Annotated in this window: 14 protein-coding genes; 11 read left to right on the top strand and 3 right to left on the bottom strand. The window is 57.0% G+C overall.

Annotated elements, in window-relative coordinates; all coding sequences use genetic code 11:
• The first annotated feature begins 104 nt into the window (after positions 1 to 104).
• The 4 genes from ompR (at position 105) to gorA (ending at position 4,635) form a co-directional block, all read left to right on the top strand.
• Positions 105 to 824 carry an osmolarity response regulator transcription factor OmpR gene (ompR, locus tag K2184_RS05435; RefSeq protein ID WP_001157751.1) on the top strand — a complete coding sequence of 240 codons (720 nt, stop codon included), beginning with the start codon at positions 105 to 107 and terminating at the stop codon, positions 822 to 824.
• Positions 821 to 2,182, top strand: coding sequence for a two-component system sensor histidine kinase EnvZ (gene envZ, locus K2184_RS05430; protein WP_004106678.1), 1,362 nt, complete (start codon positions 821 to 823; stop codon positions 2,180 to 2,182). The genes ompR and envZ overlap by 4 nt, the downstream gene beginning before the upstream one ends.
• A 183-nt stretch (positions 2,183 to 2,365) precedes the next feature.
• Positions 2,366 to 3,208 (top strand): 23S rRNA (adenine(2030)-N(6))-methyltransferase RlmJ, encoded by an 843-nt coding sequence (locus K2184_RS05425; protein WP_017145277.1) that lies wholly within the window; start codon positions 2,366 to 2,368, stop codon positions 3,206 to 3,208.
• Between the two features lie 74 nt (positions 3,209 to 3,282).
• Complete coding sequence (gorA, locus tag K2184_RS05420) at positions 3,283 to 4,635, top strand: glutathione-disulfide reductase (protein WP_163525734.1); 1,353 nt, start codon at positions 3,283 to 3,285, stop codon at positions 4,633 to 4,635.
• A 51-nt stretch (positions 4,636 to 4,686) separates the two neighbouring features.
• Here the strand turns inward: gorA and K2184_RS05415 are convergent, their stop codons facing one another.
• The gene (locus K2184_RS05415; protein ID WP_004106681.1) at positions 4,687 to 5,310 is read right to left on the bottom strand and encodes a glutathione S-transferase family protein; all 624 of its coding nucleotides are present in this window, start codon (positions 5,308 to 5,310) and stop codon (positions 4,687 to 4,689) included.
• A gap of 121 nt (positions 5,311 to 5,431) precedes the next feature.
• Here K2184_RS05415 and K2184_RS05410 point away from each other — a divergent pair, with 121 nt between their 5' ends.
• The 4 genes from K2184_RS05410 to K2184_RS05395 all read left to right on the top strand — a co-directional run bounded on the left by K2184_RS05410 (position 5,432) and on the right by K2184_RS05395 (position 9,596).
• Positions 5,432 to 6,580 carry an iron-containing alcohol dehydrogenase gene (locus K2184_RS05410; RefSeq protein ID WP_004106682.1) on the top strand — a complete coding sequence of 383 codons (1,149 nt, stop codon included), beginning with the start codon at positions 5,432 to 5,434 and terminating at the stop codon, positions 6,578 to 6,580.
• Between the two features lie 266 nt (positions 6,581 to 6,846).
• Entirely contained in the window at positions 6,847 to 8,499 is a 1,653-nt protein-coding gene (locus K2184_RS05405; RefSeq protein WP_004106683.1) for an alpha,alpha-trehalase, read from the top strand.
• Between the two features lie 67 nt (positions 8,500 to 8,566).
• Positions 8,567 to 9,115 (top strand): GNAT family N-acetyltransferase, encoded by a 549-nt coding sequence (locus K2184_RS05400; RefSeq protein ID WP_004106684.1) that lies wholly within the window; start codon positions 8,567 to 8,569, stop codon positions 9,113 to 9,115.
• A 52-nt stretch (positions 9,116 to 9,167) separates the two neighbouring features.
• Positions 9,168 to 9,596: a lysozyme gene (locus K2184_RS05395; protein WP_004106685.1), complete on the top strand. Its 429-nt coding sequence runs from the start codon at positions 9,168 to 9,170 to the stop codon at positions 9,594 to 9,596.
• Here the strand turns inward: K2184_RS05395 and K2184_RS05390 are convergent.
• Positions 9,593 to 10,201 carry a response regulator transcription factor gene (locus K2184_RS05390; protein ID WP_004106686.1) on the bottom strand — a complete coding sequence of 203 codons (609 nt, stop codon included), beginning with the start codon at positions 10,199 to 10,201 and terminating at the stop codon, positions 9,593 to 9,595. The two genes, K2184_RS05395 and K2184_RS05390, sit on opposite strands and share 4 nt — an antisense overlap.
• Before the next feature lie 359 nt (positions 10,202 to 10,560).
• Positions 10,561 to 11,319 carry an SDR family NAD(P)-dependent oxidoreductase gene (locus tag K2184_RS05385; protein WP_004106687.1) on the bottom strand — a complete coding sequence of 253 codons (759 nt, stop codon included), beginning with the start codon at positions 11,317 to 11,319 and terminating at the stop codon, positions 10,561 to 10,563.
• A 119-nt stretch (positions 11,320 to 11,438) separates the two neighbouring features.
• On the opposite strand from K2184_RS05385, the gene K2184_RS05380 reads away from it, so the two are divergent.
• From K2184_RS05380 to K2184_RS05370, 3 genes are all read left to right on the top strand, one after another.
• The gene (locus K2184_RS05380; protein ID WP_004106688.1) at positions 11,439 to 12,347 is read left to right on the top strand and encodes a LysR family transcriptional regulator; all 909 of its coding nucleotides are present in this window, start codon (positions 11,439 to 11,441) and stop codon (positions 12,345 to 12,347) included.
• A 260-nt stretch (positions 12,348 to 12,607) separates the two neighbouring features.
• Positions 12,608 to 13,639, top strand: coding sequence for an inner membrane protein YhjD (gene yhjD, locus K2184_RS05375; RefSeq protein WP_004106689.1), 1,032 nt, complete (start codon positions 12,608 to 12,610; stop codon positions 13,637 to 13,639).
• Positions 13,640 to 13,909: 270 nt separating this feature from the next.
• Positions 13,910 to 15,232, top strand: coding sequence for an MFS transporter (locus K2184_RS05370; RefSeq protein ID WP_004106691.1), 1,323 nt, complete (start codon positions 13,910 to 13,912; stop codon positions 15,230 to 15,232).
• Position 15,233 lies beyond the last annotated feature (1 nt).

Genomic DNA, 15,233 nt, shown 5'->3' with positions numbered 1-15,233 from the left:
TAACAATTTAGCCTGGAATATATACCAGATTTCGCTGGTGGGCGACCCGGGCTTTTTTGAGAATACGTACTGACAATTGCAGTGAACCTTTGGGAGTATAAACAATGCAAGAGAATTATAAGATTCTGGTTGTCGATGACGACATGCGCCTGCGTGCGCTACTCGAACGTTATCTGACCGAGCAGGGCTTCCAGGTTCGTAGCGTGGCGAACGCTGAACAGATGGATCGCCTGCTGACCCGCGAATCCTTCCACCTGATGGTGCTGGATCTTATGCTGCCGGGCGAAGATGGCTTGTCCATTTGCCGCCGCCTGCGCAGTCAGAGCAACCCGATGCCGATCATCATGGTCACGGCGAAAGGGGAAGAAGTTGACCGAATCGTGGGCCTGGAAATCGGCGCCGACGACTATATCCCAAAACCGTTCAACCCGCGCGAGCTGCTGGCCCGTATCCGCGCCGTGCTGCGCCGTCAGGCCAACGAACTGCCGGGCGCGCCCTCGCAGGAAGAGGCGGTTATCGCCTTTGGTAAATTCAAGCTGAACCTCGGCACCCGCGAAATGTTCCGTGAAGATGAACCCATGCCGCTGACCAGCGGTGAATTCGCGGTGCTAAAAGCGCTGGTGAGCCATCCGCGCGAACCGCTGTCCCGCGATAAGCTGATGAACCTCGCCCGCGGCCGTGAGTATTCAGCCATGGAGCGTTCCATCGACGTACAAATCTCACGCCTGCGCCGCATGGTGGAAGAAGATCCTGCGCATCCTCGCTATATCCAGACCGTATGGGGCCTGGGCTACGTTTTCGTCCCGGACGGCTCTAAGGCATGAAACGCGTGCGCTTTTCGCCGCGAAGCTCGTTTGCCCGTACCCTGCTACTGATCGTCACCCTGCTGTTCGCCAGCCTGGTGACGACCTATTTAGTGGTGCTGAATTTCGCGATCCTGCCCAGTCTCCAGCAGTTTAATAAGGTTCTGGCCTACGAAGTGCGTATGCTGATGACCGATAAACTGCAGCTGGAAGACGGCACCCAGCTGGTGGTTCCGCCGGCGTTTCGCCGCGAAATTTACCGCGAGCTGGGCATTTCGCTCTATTCCAACGAAGCGGCGGAAGACGCAGGCCTGCGCTGGGCGCAGCATTATGAATTCTTAAGCCAGCAGATGGCGCACCAGCTCGGCGGGCCGACCGAAGTGCGGGTTGAGGTCAACAAAAGCTCCCCCGTGGTGTGGCTGAAAACCTGGCTTTCCCCCAATATCTGGGTGCGCGTACCGCTGACCGAAATCCACCAGGGCGACTTCTCGCCGCTGTTCCGCTACACCCTGGCGATCATGCTGCTGGCGATTGGCGGCGCCTGGCTCTTTATTCGTATACAGAATCGACCGCTGGTCGATCTGGAGCACGCCGCGCTGCAGGTCGGGCGAGGGATTATCCCTCCACCGCTGCGCGAATACGGCGCATCAGAGGTGCGTTCGGTGACACGTGCCTTTAACCATATGGCCGCAGGCGTTAAGCAACTGGCGGACGACCGTACGCTGCTGATGGCCGGGGTGAGCCACGATTTACGGACTCCGCTCACGCGTATCCGTCTGGCGACGGAAATGATGGGCGAAGAGGACGGCTACCTCGCCGAGTCGATTAATAAAGATATCGAAGAGTGCAACGCCATTATCGAGCAGTTTATCGACTATCTGCGCACCGGTCAGGAGATGCCGGTGGAGCTGGTGGACCTGAATGCGGTGCTGGGCGAAGTGATTGCGGCGGAGAGCGGCTATGAGCGGGAAATCGCTACCGATCTGCAGCCGGGAGAGATCCCGCTGCGCGTGCATCCGCTCTCCATCAAGCGCGCGCTGGCGAATATGGTGGTCAACGCCGCCCGCTACGGCAACGGCTGGATCAAGGTCAGCAGCGGCAGCGAAGGTAACCGGGCCTGGTTCCAGGTCGAAGACGATGGACCGGGAATCAAGCCGGAGCAGCGCGAACATCTGTTCCAGCCTTTCGTTCGCGGTGACAGCGCCCGAACGATTAGCGGAACCGGCCTTGGGCTGGCTATCGTTCAGCGCATCATCGATAACCATAACGGCAAGCTGGAACTTGGCTCCAGCGAACGCGGCGGATTATTAATTCGCGCCTGGCTGCCGGTGCCGATGCATCGCGCCCTGCCGGCGGTAAAACCCACAAAAGAGAGCTAATTCCGCAATCATCAGCTGGCTGCGGGCCGGTAGCCCGGACAGGTGCGCCAGCACCGCCTCCGGGGAGTCGCTTCTCACACAACACCAGCAGGAATTAAAACAGCACGGTACCGCAGCGGTAATCCAGGCGGATCTGCGGTAAACTATCGGTTATCTTGTTTAATTCCCGGAATCACCGCATCCATGCTCAGTTATCGCCACAGCTTTCACGCAGGCAACCACGCCGACGTTCTAAAACACACCGTTCAGAGCCTGATCATTGAATCGCTCAAAGAGAAAGAAAAACCGTTTCTCTATCTGGACACCCACGCCGGCGCTGGCCGCTATCAGCTGAGCAGCGAACATGCCGAGCGCACCGGTGAGTATCTCGAAGGTATCGCCCGCATCTGGCAGCAGGATGACCTGCCCGCCGAGCTGGAGCCGTATATCTCCGTGGTCCAGCACTTCAACCGTAGCGGCCAGCTGCGCTACTACCCCGGCTCTCCGCTGATTGCCCGCCAGCTGCTGCGCGAGCAGGATAGCCTGCAAATGACAGAACTGCATCCCAGCGATTTTCCGCTGCTGCGCGCGGAGTTTCAGAAAGACGACCGCGCCCGGGTTGAAAAAACCGATGGCTATCAGCAGCTGAAATCTAAGCTGCCGCCGGTATCTCGTCGTGGCCTGGTGCTAATCGACCCGCCTTATGAAATCAAAAGTGACTACCAGGCGGTGGTCACCGGAATTCATGAAGGCTACAAACGCTTTGCTACCGGCACCTACGCGCTGTGGTATCCGGTCGTACTGCGTGCGCAGATTAAGCGCATGATCAAAGAGTTAGAGGCCACCGGCATTCGCAAAATTCTGCAAATCGAGCTGGCGGTGCGTCCGGATAGCGACCAGCGCGGGATGACCGCCTCCGGGATGATCGTCATCAACCCGCCGTGGAAGCTGGAGCAGCAGATGAACAACGTTCTGCCCTGGCTACATAAAAAGCTGGTGCCGACCGGTATCGGCCATGCCACCGTCAGCTGGATCGTGCCTGAGTAACAATCACAGCAATCGGTGGAACCTGGTGATTTCAGGTATACAATCGCGCCAATCAGACATTAAGGATAAGACTCATGAGCAAGCATTATGACTATATCGCCATTGGCGGCGGCAGCGGCGGTATCGCCTCCATTAACCGTGCCGCTATGTACGGCCAAAAGTGTGCGCTGATTGAAGCCAAAGACCTGGGCGGCACCTGCGTGAACGTCGGCTGCGTACCGAAGAAAGTGATGTGGCATGCGGCGCAGATCCGTGAAGCCATCCATCTGTATGGCCCGGATTACGGTTTTGATACCACAATTAATCACTTCGACTGGGATAAGCTGGTCGCCAGCCGTAGCGCCTATATCGATCGTATCCACACCTCTTACGATAACGTGCTGGGCAAAAACAAGGTCGATGTCATTAAAGGCTTCGCCCGTTTTGTCGATGCGAAAACCGTCGAAGTTAACGGCGAGACGATAACCGCCGACCATATTCTGATCGCCACCGGCGGCCGTCCGAGCCATCCGAGCATTCCCGGCGTCGAGTACGGTATTGATTCCGATGGTTTCTTCGAACTGCCGGCGCTGCCGAAGCGCGTTGCGGTAGTCGGCGCGGGCTATATCGCCGTTGAGCTGGCGGGCGTGATTAACGGACTGGGCGCGGAGACCCATCTGTTCGTGCGTAAACACGCGCCGCTGCGTAGCTTCGATCCGCTGATCGTTGAAACGCTGGTTGAGGTGATGAACGCCGAAGGCCCACAGCTGCATACCCATGCCATTCCGAAAGCGGTAGTGAAGAACGCCGACGGCAGCCTGACCCTGGAGCTGGAAGATGGCCGCAGCCTGACCGTGGACTGCCTGATTTGGGCGATCGGTCGCGAACCGGCAACCGATAACTTCAATCTTGCTGCTACCGGAGTGGAAACCACCGATAAAGGCTATATCGTCGTCGATAAATTCCAGAATACCAACGTTCCGGGTATTTACGCCGTCGGCGATAATACCGGTGCCGTCGAGCTGACTCCGGTCGCCGTTGCCGCCGGCCGCCGTCTCTCCGAGCGTCTGTTTAACAACAAGCCGGACGAACATCTGGACTACAGCAACATCCCGACCGTGGTATTCAGCCATCCGCCAATCGGTACCGTCGGTTTAACCGAGCCGCAGGCGCGCGAGCAGTACGGCGATGAGGCGGTAAAAGTGTATAAATCCTCTTTCACCGCCATGTATACCGCCGTCACTTCACACCGCCAGCCGTGCCGCATGAAGCTGGTCTGCTTCGGCCCGGAAGAGAAAATTGTCGGCATTCACGGTATCGGCTTCGGTATGGATGAAATGCTGCAGGGCTTCGCGGTGGCGCTGAAGATGGGCGCAACCAAGAAAGACTTCGACAATACCGTGGCGATCCACCCAACCGCAGCGGAAGAGTTTGTGACGATGCGGTAACACGCGCACCGTACATGAAAAAGAAGCTCTCCGGAGCTTCTTTTTTTATCTTTACGCCACGCCGTTATTGCCGTGGCGCTTAAACGCCGGGCGCTGATTCAGCGCCATATACCAGCGCTCCACTTCGGCCATTTCCGGATGCGCGAACGGCGTCATTTTCCAGCGATGCACCGACAGTCCCAGGACGATATCCGCGAGCGTAAACTGGCTGCCGGCAACCCATGCCCCGGTTTGCTGAAGCTGCGCATTGAGGATCTGCACGCAGCGGGTCCAGGCGACAATGCTCTCTTTGATAGCCGTCGGTTCCTGAAAACGCGGGTCCTTGCGCACCAGTCCCATAAAGGCGTAGCGCCAGGCAGTATTGAATTCCGTTGCCTGCCAGTCCATCCAGCGCTCAACCTCGGCGGCAGCCTGCGGCGCCGTGGGGAGCAGGTCTTCCCGCCCGGCTTTGCGCGCCAGATAGCGGCAGATGCTGTTTGACTCCCACAGCACAAAATCGCCATCCAGCAGCACCGGGACCAGGCTATTCGGATTAAGGGCGCGAAACGCCGGAGTCTCGATGGACTGGAACCCGCTACCGTAATCCTCCTGCTGATATGCTATTCCCGCTTCTTCACAGGTCCACAGTACCTTACGCACGTTAATTGATGAGCGTTTGCCCAGTATTTTTATCATTGTCAGCAATTCCTCAATCAAAAGAGATGGTTGTTTCACAATACTGCATCGGCGGCTCATGTACAGCCGGATAATGTGTATAGTGGATTGCACGATTTTTCTCCAGGACAGGTTACCCGACATGTTGACCTCTTTTAACGTTTTAACACCGGGCAATATCCGCTTTGGGCGCGGCCTTGCTCTAAGCGCGGCCCCCTGGCTCGCCGGGCGCTCGACAAAGATTCTGCTGATTCACGGCGCCACCCCGCAGCGCGCGGAATGCTTGCTAAGCGAACTCCACGCGCTTCGGCTGCACGTCACCACACTCTCTATCGCCCATGAACCCTGCCTGCAGGATATTGAACGGGGCGTGAGTCTGGCACGGGAAAAAGGCGTCGGCGCCATCGTCAGCCTCGGCGGCGGCGCGGTCATTGATGCGGGCAAAGCTATTGCGGCGCTGGTTCCCGCGCAGGGGCCCGCGATCGAATACCTGGAAGTGGTGGGTAGCGGCCGCATATTAGAGGCCAATCCGCTGCCGTTCGTCGCCATTCCCACGACGGCCGGTACCGGCGCGGAAGTCACAAAGAACGCGGTGATTAACGTCCCCGAGCAGCAGCGCAAGGTCAGCCTGCGTGACGACCGCATGCTGCCGGACCTGGCGATTATCGACCCGTCCCTCACCGACAGCGCGCCGCGCGCGGTGACCTTAGCCTCCGGTCTCGACGCTATCACCCAGGTGATTGAGCCCTGGCTGTGCACCCGCGCGAATCCTTTTACCGACGCACTCTGTCGGGAGGCGATCCCGCGCGGCATGAAAGCGCTCAGAACGCTGATGGAACATGAGTGTCCGGATAGCCGCGATGAGATGGCGTGGGTCAGCCTGTGCGGCGGACTGGCGTTAGCCAATGCCGGACTCGGCGTGGTTCACGGCCTGGCAGGTCCGCTGGGAGGCCTGAGCAACGCTGCCCACGGCGCACTTTGCGGTAGTCTGCTCCCCTTCGGCCTGGCGCTCAACGAAGCACAAATTAGCGACGCACGCCTCCGCCAGCGTTTTGCGGATGTACGCCAGTGGCTGGCCGCTGGGCTGGATTCCGATCCTGACAGCGCATGGGAGAGCCTGCGCGAGTGGAGCCAGCGCGCCGGTCTGGGTAATCTGCGCGATCTCGGCGTCCCCCGCGAAGCGCTGGAGCCTGCGGCCCTCGCCGCCAGCAGCTCCTCATCCATGAAGGCTAACCCGGTCACGTTGACCAGCGAGCAGCTACTGGAGCTGCTGGAAGCCGCGTGGGAGTAATGGCTGAATAGCGGCAGCGCCCGGGAATTTAGATTTTGTTGCAAAACGAAATCTCCGAATTTTTCAACGCAATACGCAGCGGTTAAAACGGTTTTAATCCGGTAGATCAAAAAGTTAAAGCAAAAACTCCGAACCGATTGTTCAGAGGAAAGCGTGATCTACCGCACACTTCTCTTTTCGTTTCCCGCTGCGAATGTCTAAGCTTATTAGACAGGTCGGGCGTGCCCGGCATCCTCTACTGACGCAATCCGGAGGTCCGTACCCCTATGTTCAGCCAGAAATTACGCAACGTTGATGACGATGAGCTCAGGATCGACACCGATCCGTGCTACGAAGCCGATCCGTATGAGTTAAAGCTGGATGAAATGTTCGACGCCGAACCTGAACCGGAGATCATTGAAGGGCTGCCCGCCTCGGATGCCCTCACCCCTGCCGATCGTTATCTGGAGCTGTTCGCCCACGTCCAGAAATCGCGAATTTTCGCCGATAGTAAAACCTTCCCGGACTGCGCGCCGAAGCAGGATCCGCTGGATATCTTGATTCACTATCGTCGCATCAGGCGCACCCCCGGATTCGATTTACGCCAGTTTGTGGAAGATCATTTCTGGCTGCCGGAAAGCCGCGCCGAGGACTACGTCTCCGATCCCACGCGATCCCTCAAGGAGCATATTGATAATCTGTGGCCAATCCTCACCCGCGAGCCGCAGGATCATATTCCGTGGTCGTCGCTGCTGGCGCTGCCGCAGTCATATATTGTTCCCGGCGGGCGCTTTAGCGAAACCTACTACTGGGATTCCTACTTCACTATGCTGGGGCTGGCGGAAAGCGGCCGCGAAGATCTGCTGAAATGCATGGCCGATAATTTCGCGTGGATGATCGAAATCTACGGCCATATTCCTAACGGCAACCGCACCTACTATCTCAGCCGCTCGCAGCCGCCGGTCTTTGCCCTGATGGTCGAACTGTTTGAAGAAGATGGCGTCCGCGGCGCTAAACGGTACCTTGACCACCTGCAAATGGAGTACAGCTTCTGGATGGACGGCGCGGAATCGCTGATCCCCAATCAGGCGTATCGTCACGTGGTGCGTATGCCGGACGGCTCTTTGCTGAACCGCTACTGGGACGATCGCGACACGCCGCGCGATGAGTCGTGGCGGGAAGATGTTGAAACGGCGAAGCGCTCCGGGCGCCCGCCGAATGAAGTTTATCGCGACCTGCGCGCGGGGGCGGAGTCCGGCTGGGATTACTCCAGCCGCTGGCTGCGCGATATCACCCGACTGGCAAGCATCCGCACTACCCAGTTTATCCCCATTGATCTGAACGCCTTGCTGTTCAAGCTGGAGAATACCATCGCCAACCTCTCCGGCCTGAAGGGCGACCGGGAAACCGAGGCCGCTTTCCGCCAGAAGGCCAGCGACCGTCGGGCGGCGGTGACCCGCTATCTGTGGGATGACGAAAGCGGTTGTTTCCGCGATTATGACTGGCGCCGCGAGCAGCTGGCTCTGTTTTCCGCCGCCAGCATCGTCGCGCTCTATGTCGGTATGGCGACCCACGATCAGGCCGACAGGCTTGCCGATGCGGTACGCGCCCGCCTGCTTACCCCCGGCGGTATTATGGCGACCGAATATCAAAGCGGTGAACAGTGGGATAAGCCCAACGGCTGGGCGCCGCTGCAGTGGATGGCGGTACAGGGTTTTAAAATGTACGGTCAGGATCCGCTCGGCGATGAGATAGCCCACAGCTGGCTGCAAACGGTGAATCATTTCTATAAACAGCACTTTAAGCTGATTGAAAAGTACCACATCGCCAGCGCCACTCCCCACGAAGGCGGAGGGGGTGAGTACCCGCTTCAGGACGGCTTCGGCTGGACCAATGGCGTGGTGCGCCGGCTTATTGGTCTGTACGGCGAACCGTTGTAACGGCAGACTGTTCCGGCAGTCGATGTCCTGCTATGTTCATGGCATCGACTTTTGCCGGAACCCTGCTATGCCAGAATTGATGACCCCACGTCTGCGCTGTTCCCCGCTGCAGCTTGACGACTGGCCTTTTTTCCTCGCCCTCCAGCAGGATCCCCAGGTGATGCTTTACGTCGCGGATCCTCGCCCGGTCGCCGACATTCGTGAGGCTTTTGATTCGCGGCTCCCCTTATGGTCCCCGGGCGCGGCCCACTGGCTGTGTCTGGTCGTGCGCGATCGCTTCACCCATGCTCCCCTTGGCCTCACCGGCTACCAGCATCACGCTGGCGATAGCGCTGAAGTGGGTTTTCTGTTCGCTCCCCACGCGCAGGGGAAGGGGTACGGCAGTGAATCGCTGCGCGCGCTGTGCGAGTACGCTTTGACTACGGGCGGTATCCGGCGGCTGACGGCGACCGTCACCGCGGGTAATCTTGCGTCAAAAAATCTGCTGCTAAAGGTTGGTTTTCATCAGGAAGGCGAGCTGCGTGAATGCTACTGGCTCAACGGTCGCTGGCACAACGATTGGCTTTTCGGCCTGCTGCGCCGCGAGCATAACCAGCCTGGGCCATCTGGCGAATAGGGCGCGGTTAACTTTTCCTCTACACTGCGGGCCAGCCAAAGAGGAAGAGAACATGTCCCCCATAACACCGTCGCTAAGCCCGCAGGGCCTGGACTTTATTAAACGAACTCAGGGATTAGCACTCGCCCCCTATCGGGACGAGAGCGGCCTGCGCGTGATTGGCTATGGCCACGTTCTCAACGATTATGAAACGTTCAACCACTTCACGCGCGAGATCGCGGAGACCTTGCTTACCGTCGACCTGGTGCAATGCCAGCGCCAGCTTAAGCGCAACCTGCGGGTGAGGCTTAACCCATCGCAGTATGATGCGCTGGTCTCTTTAGCCTTTAGCTGCGGCCCGGCGTCTCCGGAGCTTGATATTGTTTTAACTCACCTTAACCATCAGCGGTTTGCTGAGGCGCTGACCGCCTGGGAAAATATTCGCAGCGGCCACGAACAGCGGCGTGAAGAGTGCGCAAGATTCAAGGCGACAACCGATTAAGTTTCGCTGACGCCATTAAACACCATCGCCGCCTGGGTACGATTCTTCACATCCAGTCGGCGATACAGCGACTCCAGATGCGCCTTGACCGTGCCCGCGCTAATATTTAAGGCGCGGCTAATCTCTTTATTGGAATCTCCCGCCGCCAGCAGCTGTAAAATCTCGCGCTGACGCTGGCTTAAATGAACCAATTTATTATCCCGCGCTTCCGCCGTCATTAGCCAATCGCCCGGCAAACAGAGCAGGCCATGCATGATGCTGTTGATCGCCTGGGCGAATGTTTGCAGGCTTTCCCTGCGTTGAATGATCCCGCGCACATTCCAGGAAAGCGCGCGCTGTAGCCAGCTTTTATTATCGTCGGACACGATCAGCAGCACCTGAGTCGCCGGGAAGCGGAGCTGCTTTTCCTGCAGTAGCCAGCAGCAAAACTCGCTGTGCATATCGCCATCCAGAATGAGCAGTGCTTCAGGATTCGCCGTTAGCTTCTGCCAGAGCTGATCCGCCTGACAGGTGCCAAAAATATCAAGTTCAGGAATGTGTTGCTGGAGGCCAATTTTCATTCCGTGAATAAATATCGACTGCCTGTCAAACATGATTACCTGCATGGATTTATCTCCAACAAAGAAATGCCCGATTAAAAGAGGGGGAAGGGTAATATCAGCAAGATAAAATAAGAACTCGCTGTTTGGCCTGGGGCATTTTACCGATAGGGAGGATTATCTAAACATCATAACAATGAATAGTTACAGGCCTTATTCACGCCATTACTTATTCACAATATTTATTACATTTAAATTAAGGAAATCCTTAATGAACCAGGCAGGTAAAAATAAATATAATATTATTTTTCTATTTTAAACGAACCCGCAAACGCAGGCGATGGCAAAGCGGGGAAAGTGTGTTACGGAGTAAGAAAGCGCATGAAATGCGTATACCCCTTCATGATCCATGAAGGGGCTGGGGATTACAAAAACATTCCGCCAGAGACCTCAACGCGCTGGGCGTTCATCCAGCGCAGATCGTCGCTGAGTAGCGCGGCGATAGCATCACCAATATCATCCGGCTGCCCCACTCTTCCCAGCGCCGTTTGCCCGGCGATATGCTGATTCACCTGCGGGTTATCGCGTACCACGCCGCCGCCAAAATCGGTTTCAATGGCGCCAGGAGCAATGATATTGACCGAAATTCCGCGTTCCCCAAGCTCCTTCGCCTGATAGCGCGTCAGTACCTCCATCGCGCCTTTCATCGCGGCATAGGCCGCATAACCCGGCAGAGCAAAACGCGCCAGTCCGCTGGAAACGTTGAGGATGCGTCCCCCATCCTGCAATAGCGGTAACAGACGCTGGGTAAGGAAGAACGGTCCCTTAAACTGGATGTTCATTAATTCATCAAACTGCGCTTCGCTGGTTTCGGCAAAAGCGACGTTCAGGCCAATACCGGCATTGTTTAATAAATAGTCGAATGTCTCCCGCTGCCAGCGTTGTTGAAGCACTTCCCCCACCTTGTGTGCAAAACCATCAAAACTGGTGATATCGCCGACATTTAACGGTAATGCTGCGGCTTTTACGCCTTTTTTCTCAATTTCAGCTACCACGTCAAGCGCCGCCTGCGGGTTGCTATGCCAGGTCAGAATAATATCGGTTCCCTTCTCCGCCAGCTTCAGGGCGGCGTTTTTCCCCAGCCCGCGGCTGCCGCCGGTCACCAAAGCGATACGTTGTGTCATCAGAAAACCCCTTTTCGGTTGCGTTTGCCTCGTTAAAGAGCTTATTAGCTGCTATAAAAACAATAAATACTGAAAATTACGCTTTACTGTTTCATTAAGAGCAACAAAAGGTCTGCGGAATGGATAAAATTCACGCAATGCAGCTGTTCATCAGAGTAGCGGAGCTGGAGAGTTTTTCCCGCGCTGCGGATACGCTTGGCCTGCCTAAAGGGAGCGTTTCGCGCCAGATTCAGGCACTGGAAAACCATCTTGGCGTTCGTCTGCTGCATCGCACCACCCGCCGGGTGCAGCTGACTCAGGATGGTATGGTCTACTACGAACGCGCCAGAGACCTGCTCAGCAATCTCGATGAGCTGGACGGGATGTTTCAGCTCGATCCCTCCAGCATTAGCGGACGCCTGCGGGTCGATATGCCGGTCGCCGTGGCGAAAAAACTGGTTATTCCGCAACTGCCGGCATTTCTGCAGCAGTATCCCGGCATCGAACTGGAGCTCAGCAGCAGCGACAGGTTGGTTGACGTAATCCGCGAGGGTTTTGATTGTGTGATACGCGTCGGTACGCTGAAAGATTCCGGGCTGATTGCGCGACCGCTGGGCAAGCTCACGCAAATCAACTGCGCCAGTCCTCAATATCTCACCCGCTTTGGCTACCCGCAGTCGCTGGACGATCTCGCCGATCATGCGCTGATCCACTACGCCAGCAATCTGGGCGTGCGCCCGCTGGGATTCGAAGTGGTTAGCGATGGCGCCGTCCGCTGGGTCAAAACCGGTGGCGTTCTGACGGTTAACAGCACCGAAACTTATCAAGCCTCGTGCCTGGCGGGGCTGGGGATTATTCAGGTACCCCGGGTGGGCGTTCGTGAAATGCTGCGCACCGGGGAGCTGATAGAAATTCTGCCCCACTACCGCGCCGAGCCGCTGCCGGTTTCGCTCATTTATCCGCACCGGCGCAACCTTTCACGTCGGGTACATCTGTTTATGGAGTGGCTGGGCGGGCTCATGAAAAACTATGTTGATGAGTCCGCATGATGAAAAATCCGTATTTGTGGGAGTAGCGGTATTTTATGTCGGGTAGCAGCTAACGCCTTATCCAGGATAAATATAGATAACTATCAGTGAATTATGAATTTTCCGCGGCCCTGCGCAAACAAAATGCCGGCGAGCGATTAGCGCAGAACAGGCGGCAAACAGGAACGTATTCATGCCTCCGATGACCCCGGCACGCCTTATCCGTGATTTTACGTATATAATTTTGATGAATATCGCTGTAAAAAAGGAAGAAATAATTTATGACGCCGGAAAACGACGCCCAACGACCAGCCCAGGATCCGGGCCAGCAGCCGGATGAAAATAAAAGCGCCCTGGCTGCGATAAATGACTCCACCGTGGCGAAAAAAGCCAACCAGGCGCTAAAAAGCGTCACCGGAACGGCGGAAAAAGTCCAGCGTAACCCCATTATTGCGCACCTCATCCGCGCCGCAGAGCGTTTCAACGACAGGCTGGGCAATCAGTTTGGTGCGGCGATCACCTACTTCTCATTTTTATCGATGATCCCGATTCTAATGGTCTCTTTTGCAGCAGCCGGTTTTGTTCTGGCCTCGCATCCTACGCTGCTACAGGACATCTTCGATAAAATCCTGCTTAACGTCAGCGACCCGACGCTCGCGGCAACGCTGAAAAATACCATCAATACCGCCGTACAGCAGCGCACCACCGTCGGCATCGTCGGTCTGCTGGTGGCGCTCTATTCCGGCATTAACTGGATGGGCAACCTGCGTGAGGCAATTCGCGCCCAGTCCCGCGACGTCTGGGAGCGTACGCCGCAGGATCAGGAAAAAATTTGGGTGAAGTACTTTCGCGACTTTATCTCGCTAATCGGCCTGCTGGTGGCGCTGGTGATCACCTTGTCAATCACCTCCATCGCCGGGTCGGCTCAGCAGATGATTATCTCGGCGCTCTATCTGGACTACATCGAGTGGCTGAAACCGGCGTGGCGGCTTATTGGCCTGGCCATTTCCATCTTCGCCAACTATCTGCTCTTTTTCTGGATTTTCTGGCGACTCCCGCGCCACCGCCCGCGCCGTAGGGCGCTGATTCGCGGCACCCTGATTGCGGCGGTCGGCTTTGAGATAATCAAGATCGTCATGACCTGGACGCTACCGTCGCTGGTCAAGTCGCCGTCCGGGGCGGCATTCGGCTCGGTGCTGGGAATCATGGCCTTCTTCTATTTCTTCGCCCGCCTGACGCTTTTCTGCGCCGCGTGGATTGCGACCGCCGAGTATAAAGACGACCGCCGGATGCCGGGCAAAGCCCACGACTAAACCATCACTGGGCTGAATAAAAGACGCAAAATTCAGCCCAACCTGGCATTTCAGCAGATAAATCCAATATGTAACTTTTATTTAACCTAAACCTGGTTTTATCAACCATTATTTGAATTGTGTGAAGCATTTCATAGAACTTATTTTTCTGGCACAGAAATTATTCACTTTTTGCCTGTTTTTTAGCCTCCCCGTCCCCTTGTTACAGATTGAAATGTCCCCAAGGCTGTGGCTATATGGCCTTTCGTTCGCAAAAAATAAGAAAGATCTATGCAAGCCACAGCCACAACACTCGACAATGCTCAGGAAACCGTTCCGGTTAACTCACGCAACAAGGTCGTCGTCGCTTCGCTCATTGGCACCGCCATCGAGTTCTTCGACTTCTATATCTATGCCACCGCGGCGGTCATTGTATTTCCGCATATTTTCTTCCCGCAGGGCGATCCCGCCGCCGCGACGCTACAATCGCTGGCGACCTTCGCCATCGCGTTTATTGCCCGCCCTATCGGTTCTGCGGTATTCGGCCATTTCGGCGACCGCGTAGGCCGTAAAGCGACCCTCGTGGCCTCGCTGCTGACGATGGGGATCTCAACCGTAGTTATCGGCCTGCTGCCCGGCTATGAAACCATTGGCATTATGGCGCCGGTGCTGCTGGCGCTGGCCCGCTTTGGCCAGGGGCTGGGCCTTGGCGGCGAATGGGGCGGCGCGGCGCTGCTGGCGACGGAAAACGCCCCGCCGCGCAAGCGCGCGCTGTATGGCTCATTCCCACAGCTGGGCGCGCCTATCGGCTTCTTCTTCGCTAACGGCACCTTCCTGCTGCTCTCCTGGCTGCTGACCGACCAGCAGTTTATGGAATGGGGCTGGCGTATGCCGTTTATCTTCTCCGCCGTGCTGGTCATTATCGGCCTGTACGTCCGCGTTTCGCTGCACGAGTCGCCGGTGTTCGCAAAGGTAGCCGCCGCGAAGAAACAGGTCAAAATCCCGCTGGGCACCCTGCTGACAAAACACGTACGCGTCACCGTTCTCGGCACCTTTATCATGCTGGCGACCTACACGCTGTTTTACATCATGACCGTCTACTCCATGACCTTCAGTACCGCCGCCGCGCCGATTGGTCTCGGCTTGCCGCGCAACGAAGTGCTGTGGATGCTGATGATGGCGGTCATTGGTTTTGGCGTGATGGTGCCGGTGGCGGGCCTGCTGGCGGATGCCTTTGGCCGTCGTAAGAGCATGGTCGTGATCACGACTCTCATCATCCTCTTCGCGCTGTTTGCCTTTAAACCGCTGCTCGGCTCCGGCAATCCGCTGCTGGTCTTTGCCTTCCTGCTGATTGGCCTGAGCCTGATGGGGCTGACCTTTGGCCCTATGGGCGCGCTGCTGCCGGAGCTATTCCCGACCGAAGTTCGCTACACCGGCGCCTCGTTCTCCTACAACGTCTCGTCGATCCTCGGGGCGTCCGTAGCGCCGTATATCGCCGCATGGCTGCAGGGCAACTACGGTCTGCCCGCGGTTGGGCTCTACCTCGCCGCCATGGCGGCGCTGACGATGATCGCGCTGCTGCTGACTCACGAAACGCGTCATCAATCGCTGTAAC

The sequence above is a fragment of the Klebsiella sp. K5-306 genome (genome assembly GCF_051835185.1).
GTDB classification, from domain to species: domain Bacteria; phylum Pseudomonadota; class Gammaproteobacteria; order Enterobacterales; family Enterobacteriaceae; genus Klebsiella; species Klebsiella oxytoca.
The sequence above is the reverse complement of the archived record's forward strand: the minus strand, read 5'-3'. Positions and strand labels throughout refer to the sequence as shown.

Excerpts from the sequence above, each read along its gene's own strand:
- K2184_RS05370 (WP_004106691.1), top strand. The coding sequence starts at position 13,910 with ATGCAAGCCACAGCCACAACACTCGACAATGCTCAGGAAACCGTTCCG.
- envZ (WP_004106678.1), top strand. The coding sequence starts at position 821 with ATGAAACGCGTGCGCTTTTCGCCGCGAAGCTCGTTTGCCCGTACCCTG.
- K2184_RS05395 (WP_004106685.1), top strand. The coding sequence starts at position 9,168 with ATGTCCCCCATAACACCGTCGCTAAGCCCGCAGGGCCTGGACTTTATT.
- K2184_RS05380 (WP_004106688.1), top strand. The coding sequence starts at position 11,439 with ATGGATAAAATTCACGCAATGCAGCTGTTCATCAGAGTAGCGGAGCTG.
- ompR (WP_001157751.1), top strand. The coding sequence starts at position 105 with ATGCAAGAGAATTATAAGATTCTGGTTGTCGATGACGACATGCGCCTG.
- K2184_RS05410 (WP_004106682.1), top strand. The coding sequence starts at position 5,432 with ATGTTGACCTCTTTTAACGTTTTAACACCGGGCAATATCCGCTTTGGG.
- K2184_RS05385 (WP_004106687.1), bottom strand. The coding sequence starts at position 11,319 with ATGACACAACGTATCGCTTTGGTGACCGGCGGCAGCCGCGGGCTGGGG.
- gorA (WP_163525734.1), top strand. The coding sequence starts at position 3,283 with ATGAGCAAGCATTATGACTATATCGCCATTGGCGGCGGCAGCGGCGGT.
- K2184_RS05425 (WP_017145277.1), top strand. The coding sequence starts at position 2,366 with ATGCTCAGTTATCGCCACAGCTTTCACGCAGGCAACCACGCCGACGTT.
- K2184_RS05415 (WP_004106681.1), bottom strand. The coding sequence starts at position 5,310 with ATGATAAAAATACTGGGCAAACGCTCATCAATTAACGTGCGTAAGGTA.
- K2184_RS05405 (WP_004106683.1), top strand. The coding sequence starts at position 6,847 with ATGTTCAGCCAGAAATTACGCAACGTTGATGACGATGAGCTCAGGATC.
- yhjD (WP_004106689.1), top strand. The coding sequence starts at position 12,608 with ATGACGCCGGAAAACGACGCCCAACGACCAGCCCAGGATCCGGGCCAG.
- K2184_RS05400 (WP_004106684.1), top strand. The coding sequence starts at position 8,567 with ATGCCAGAATTGATGACCCCACGTCTGCGCTGTTCCCCGCTGCAGCTT.
- K2184_RS05390 (WP_004106686.1), bottom strand. The coding sequence starts at position 10,201 with ATGCAGGTAATCATGTTTGACAGGCAGTCGATATTTATTCACGGAATG.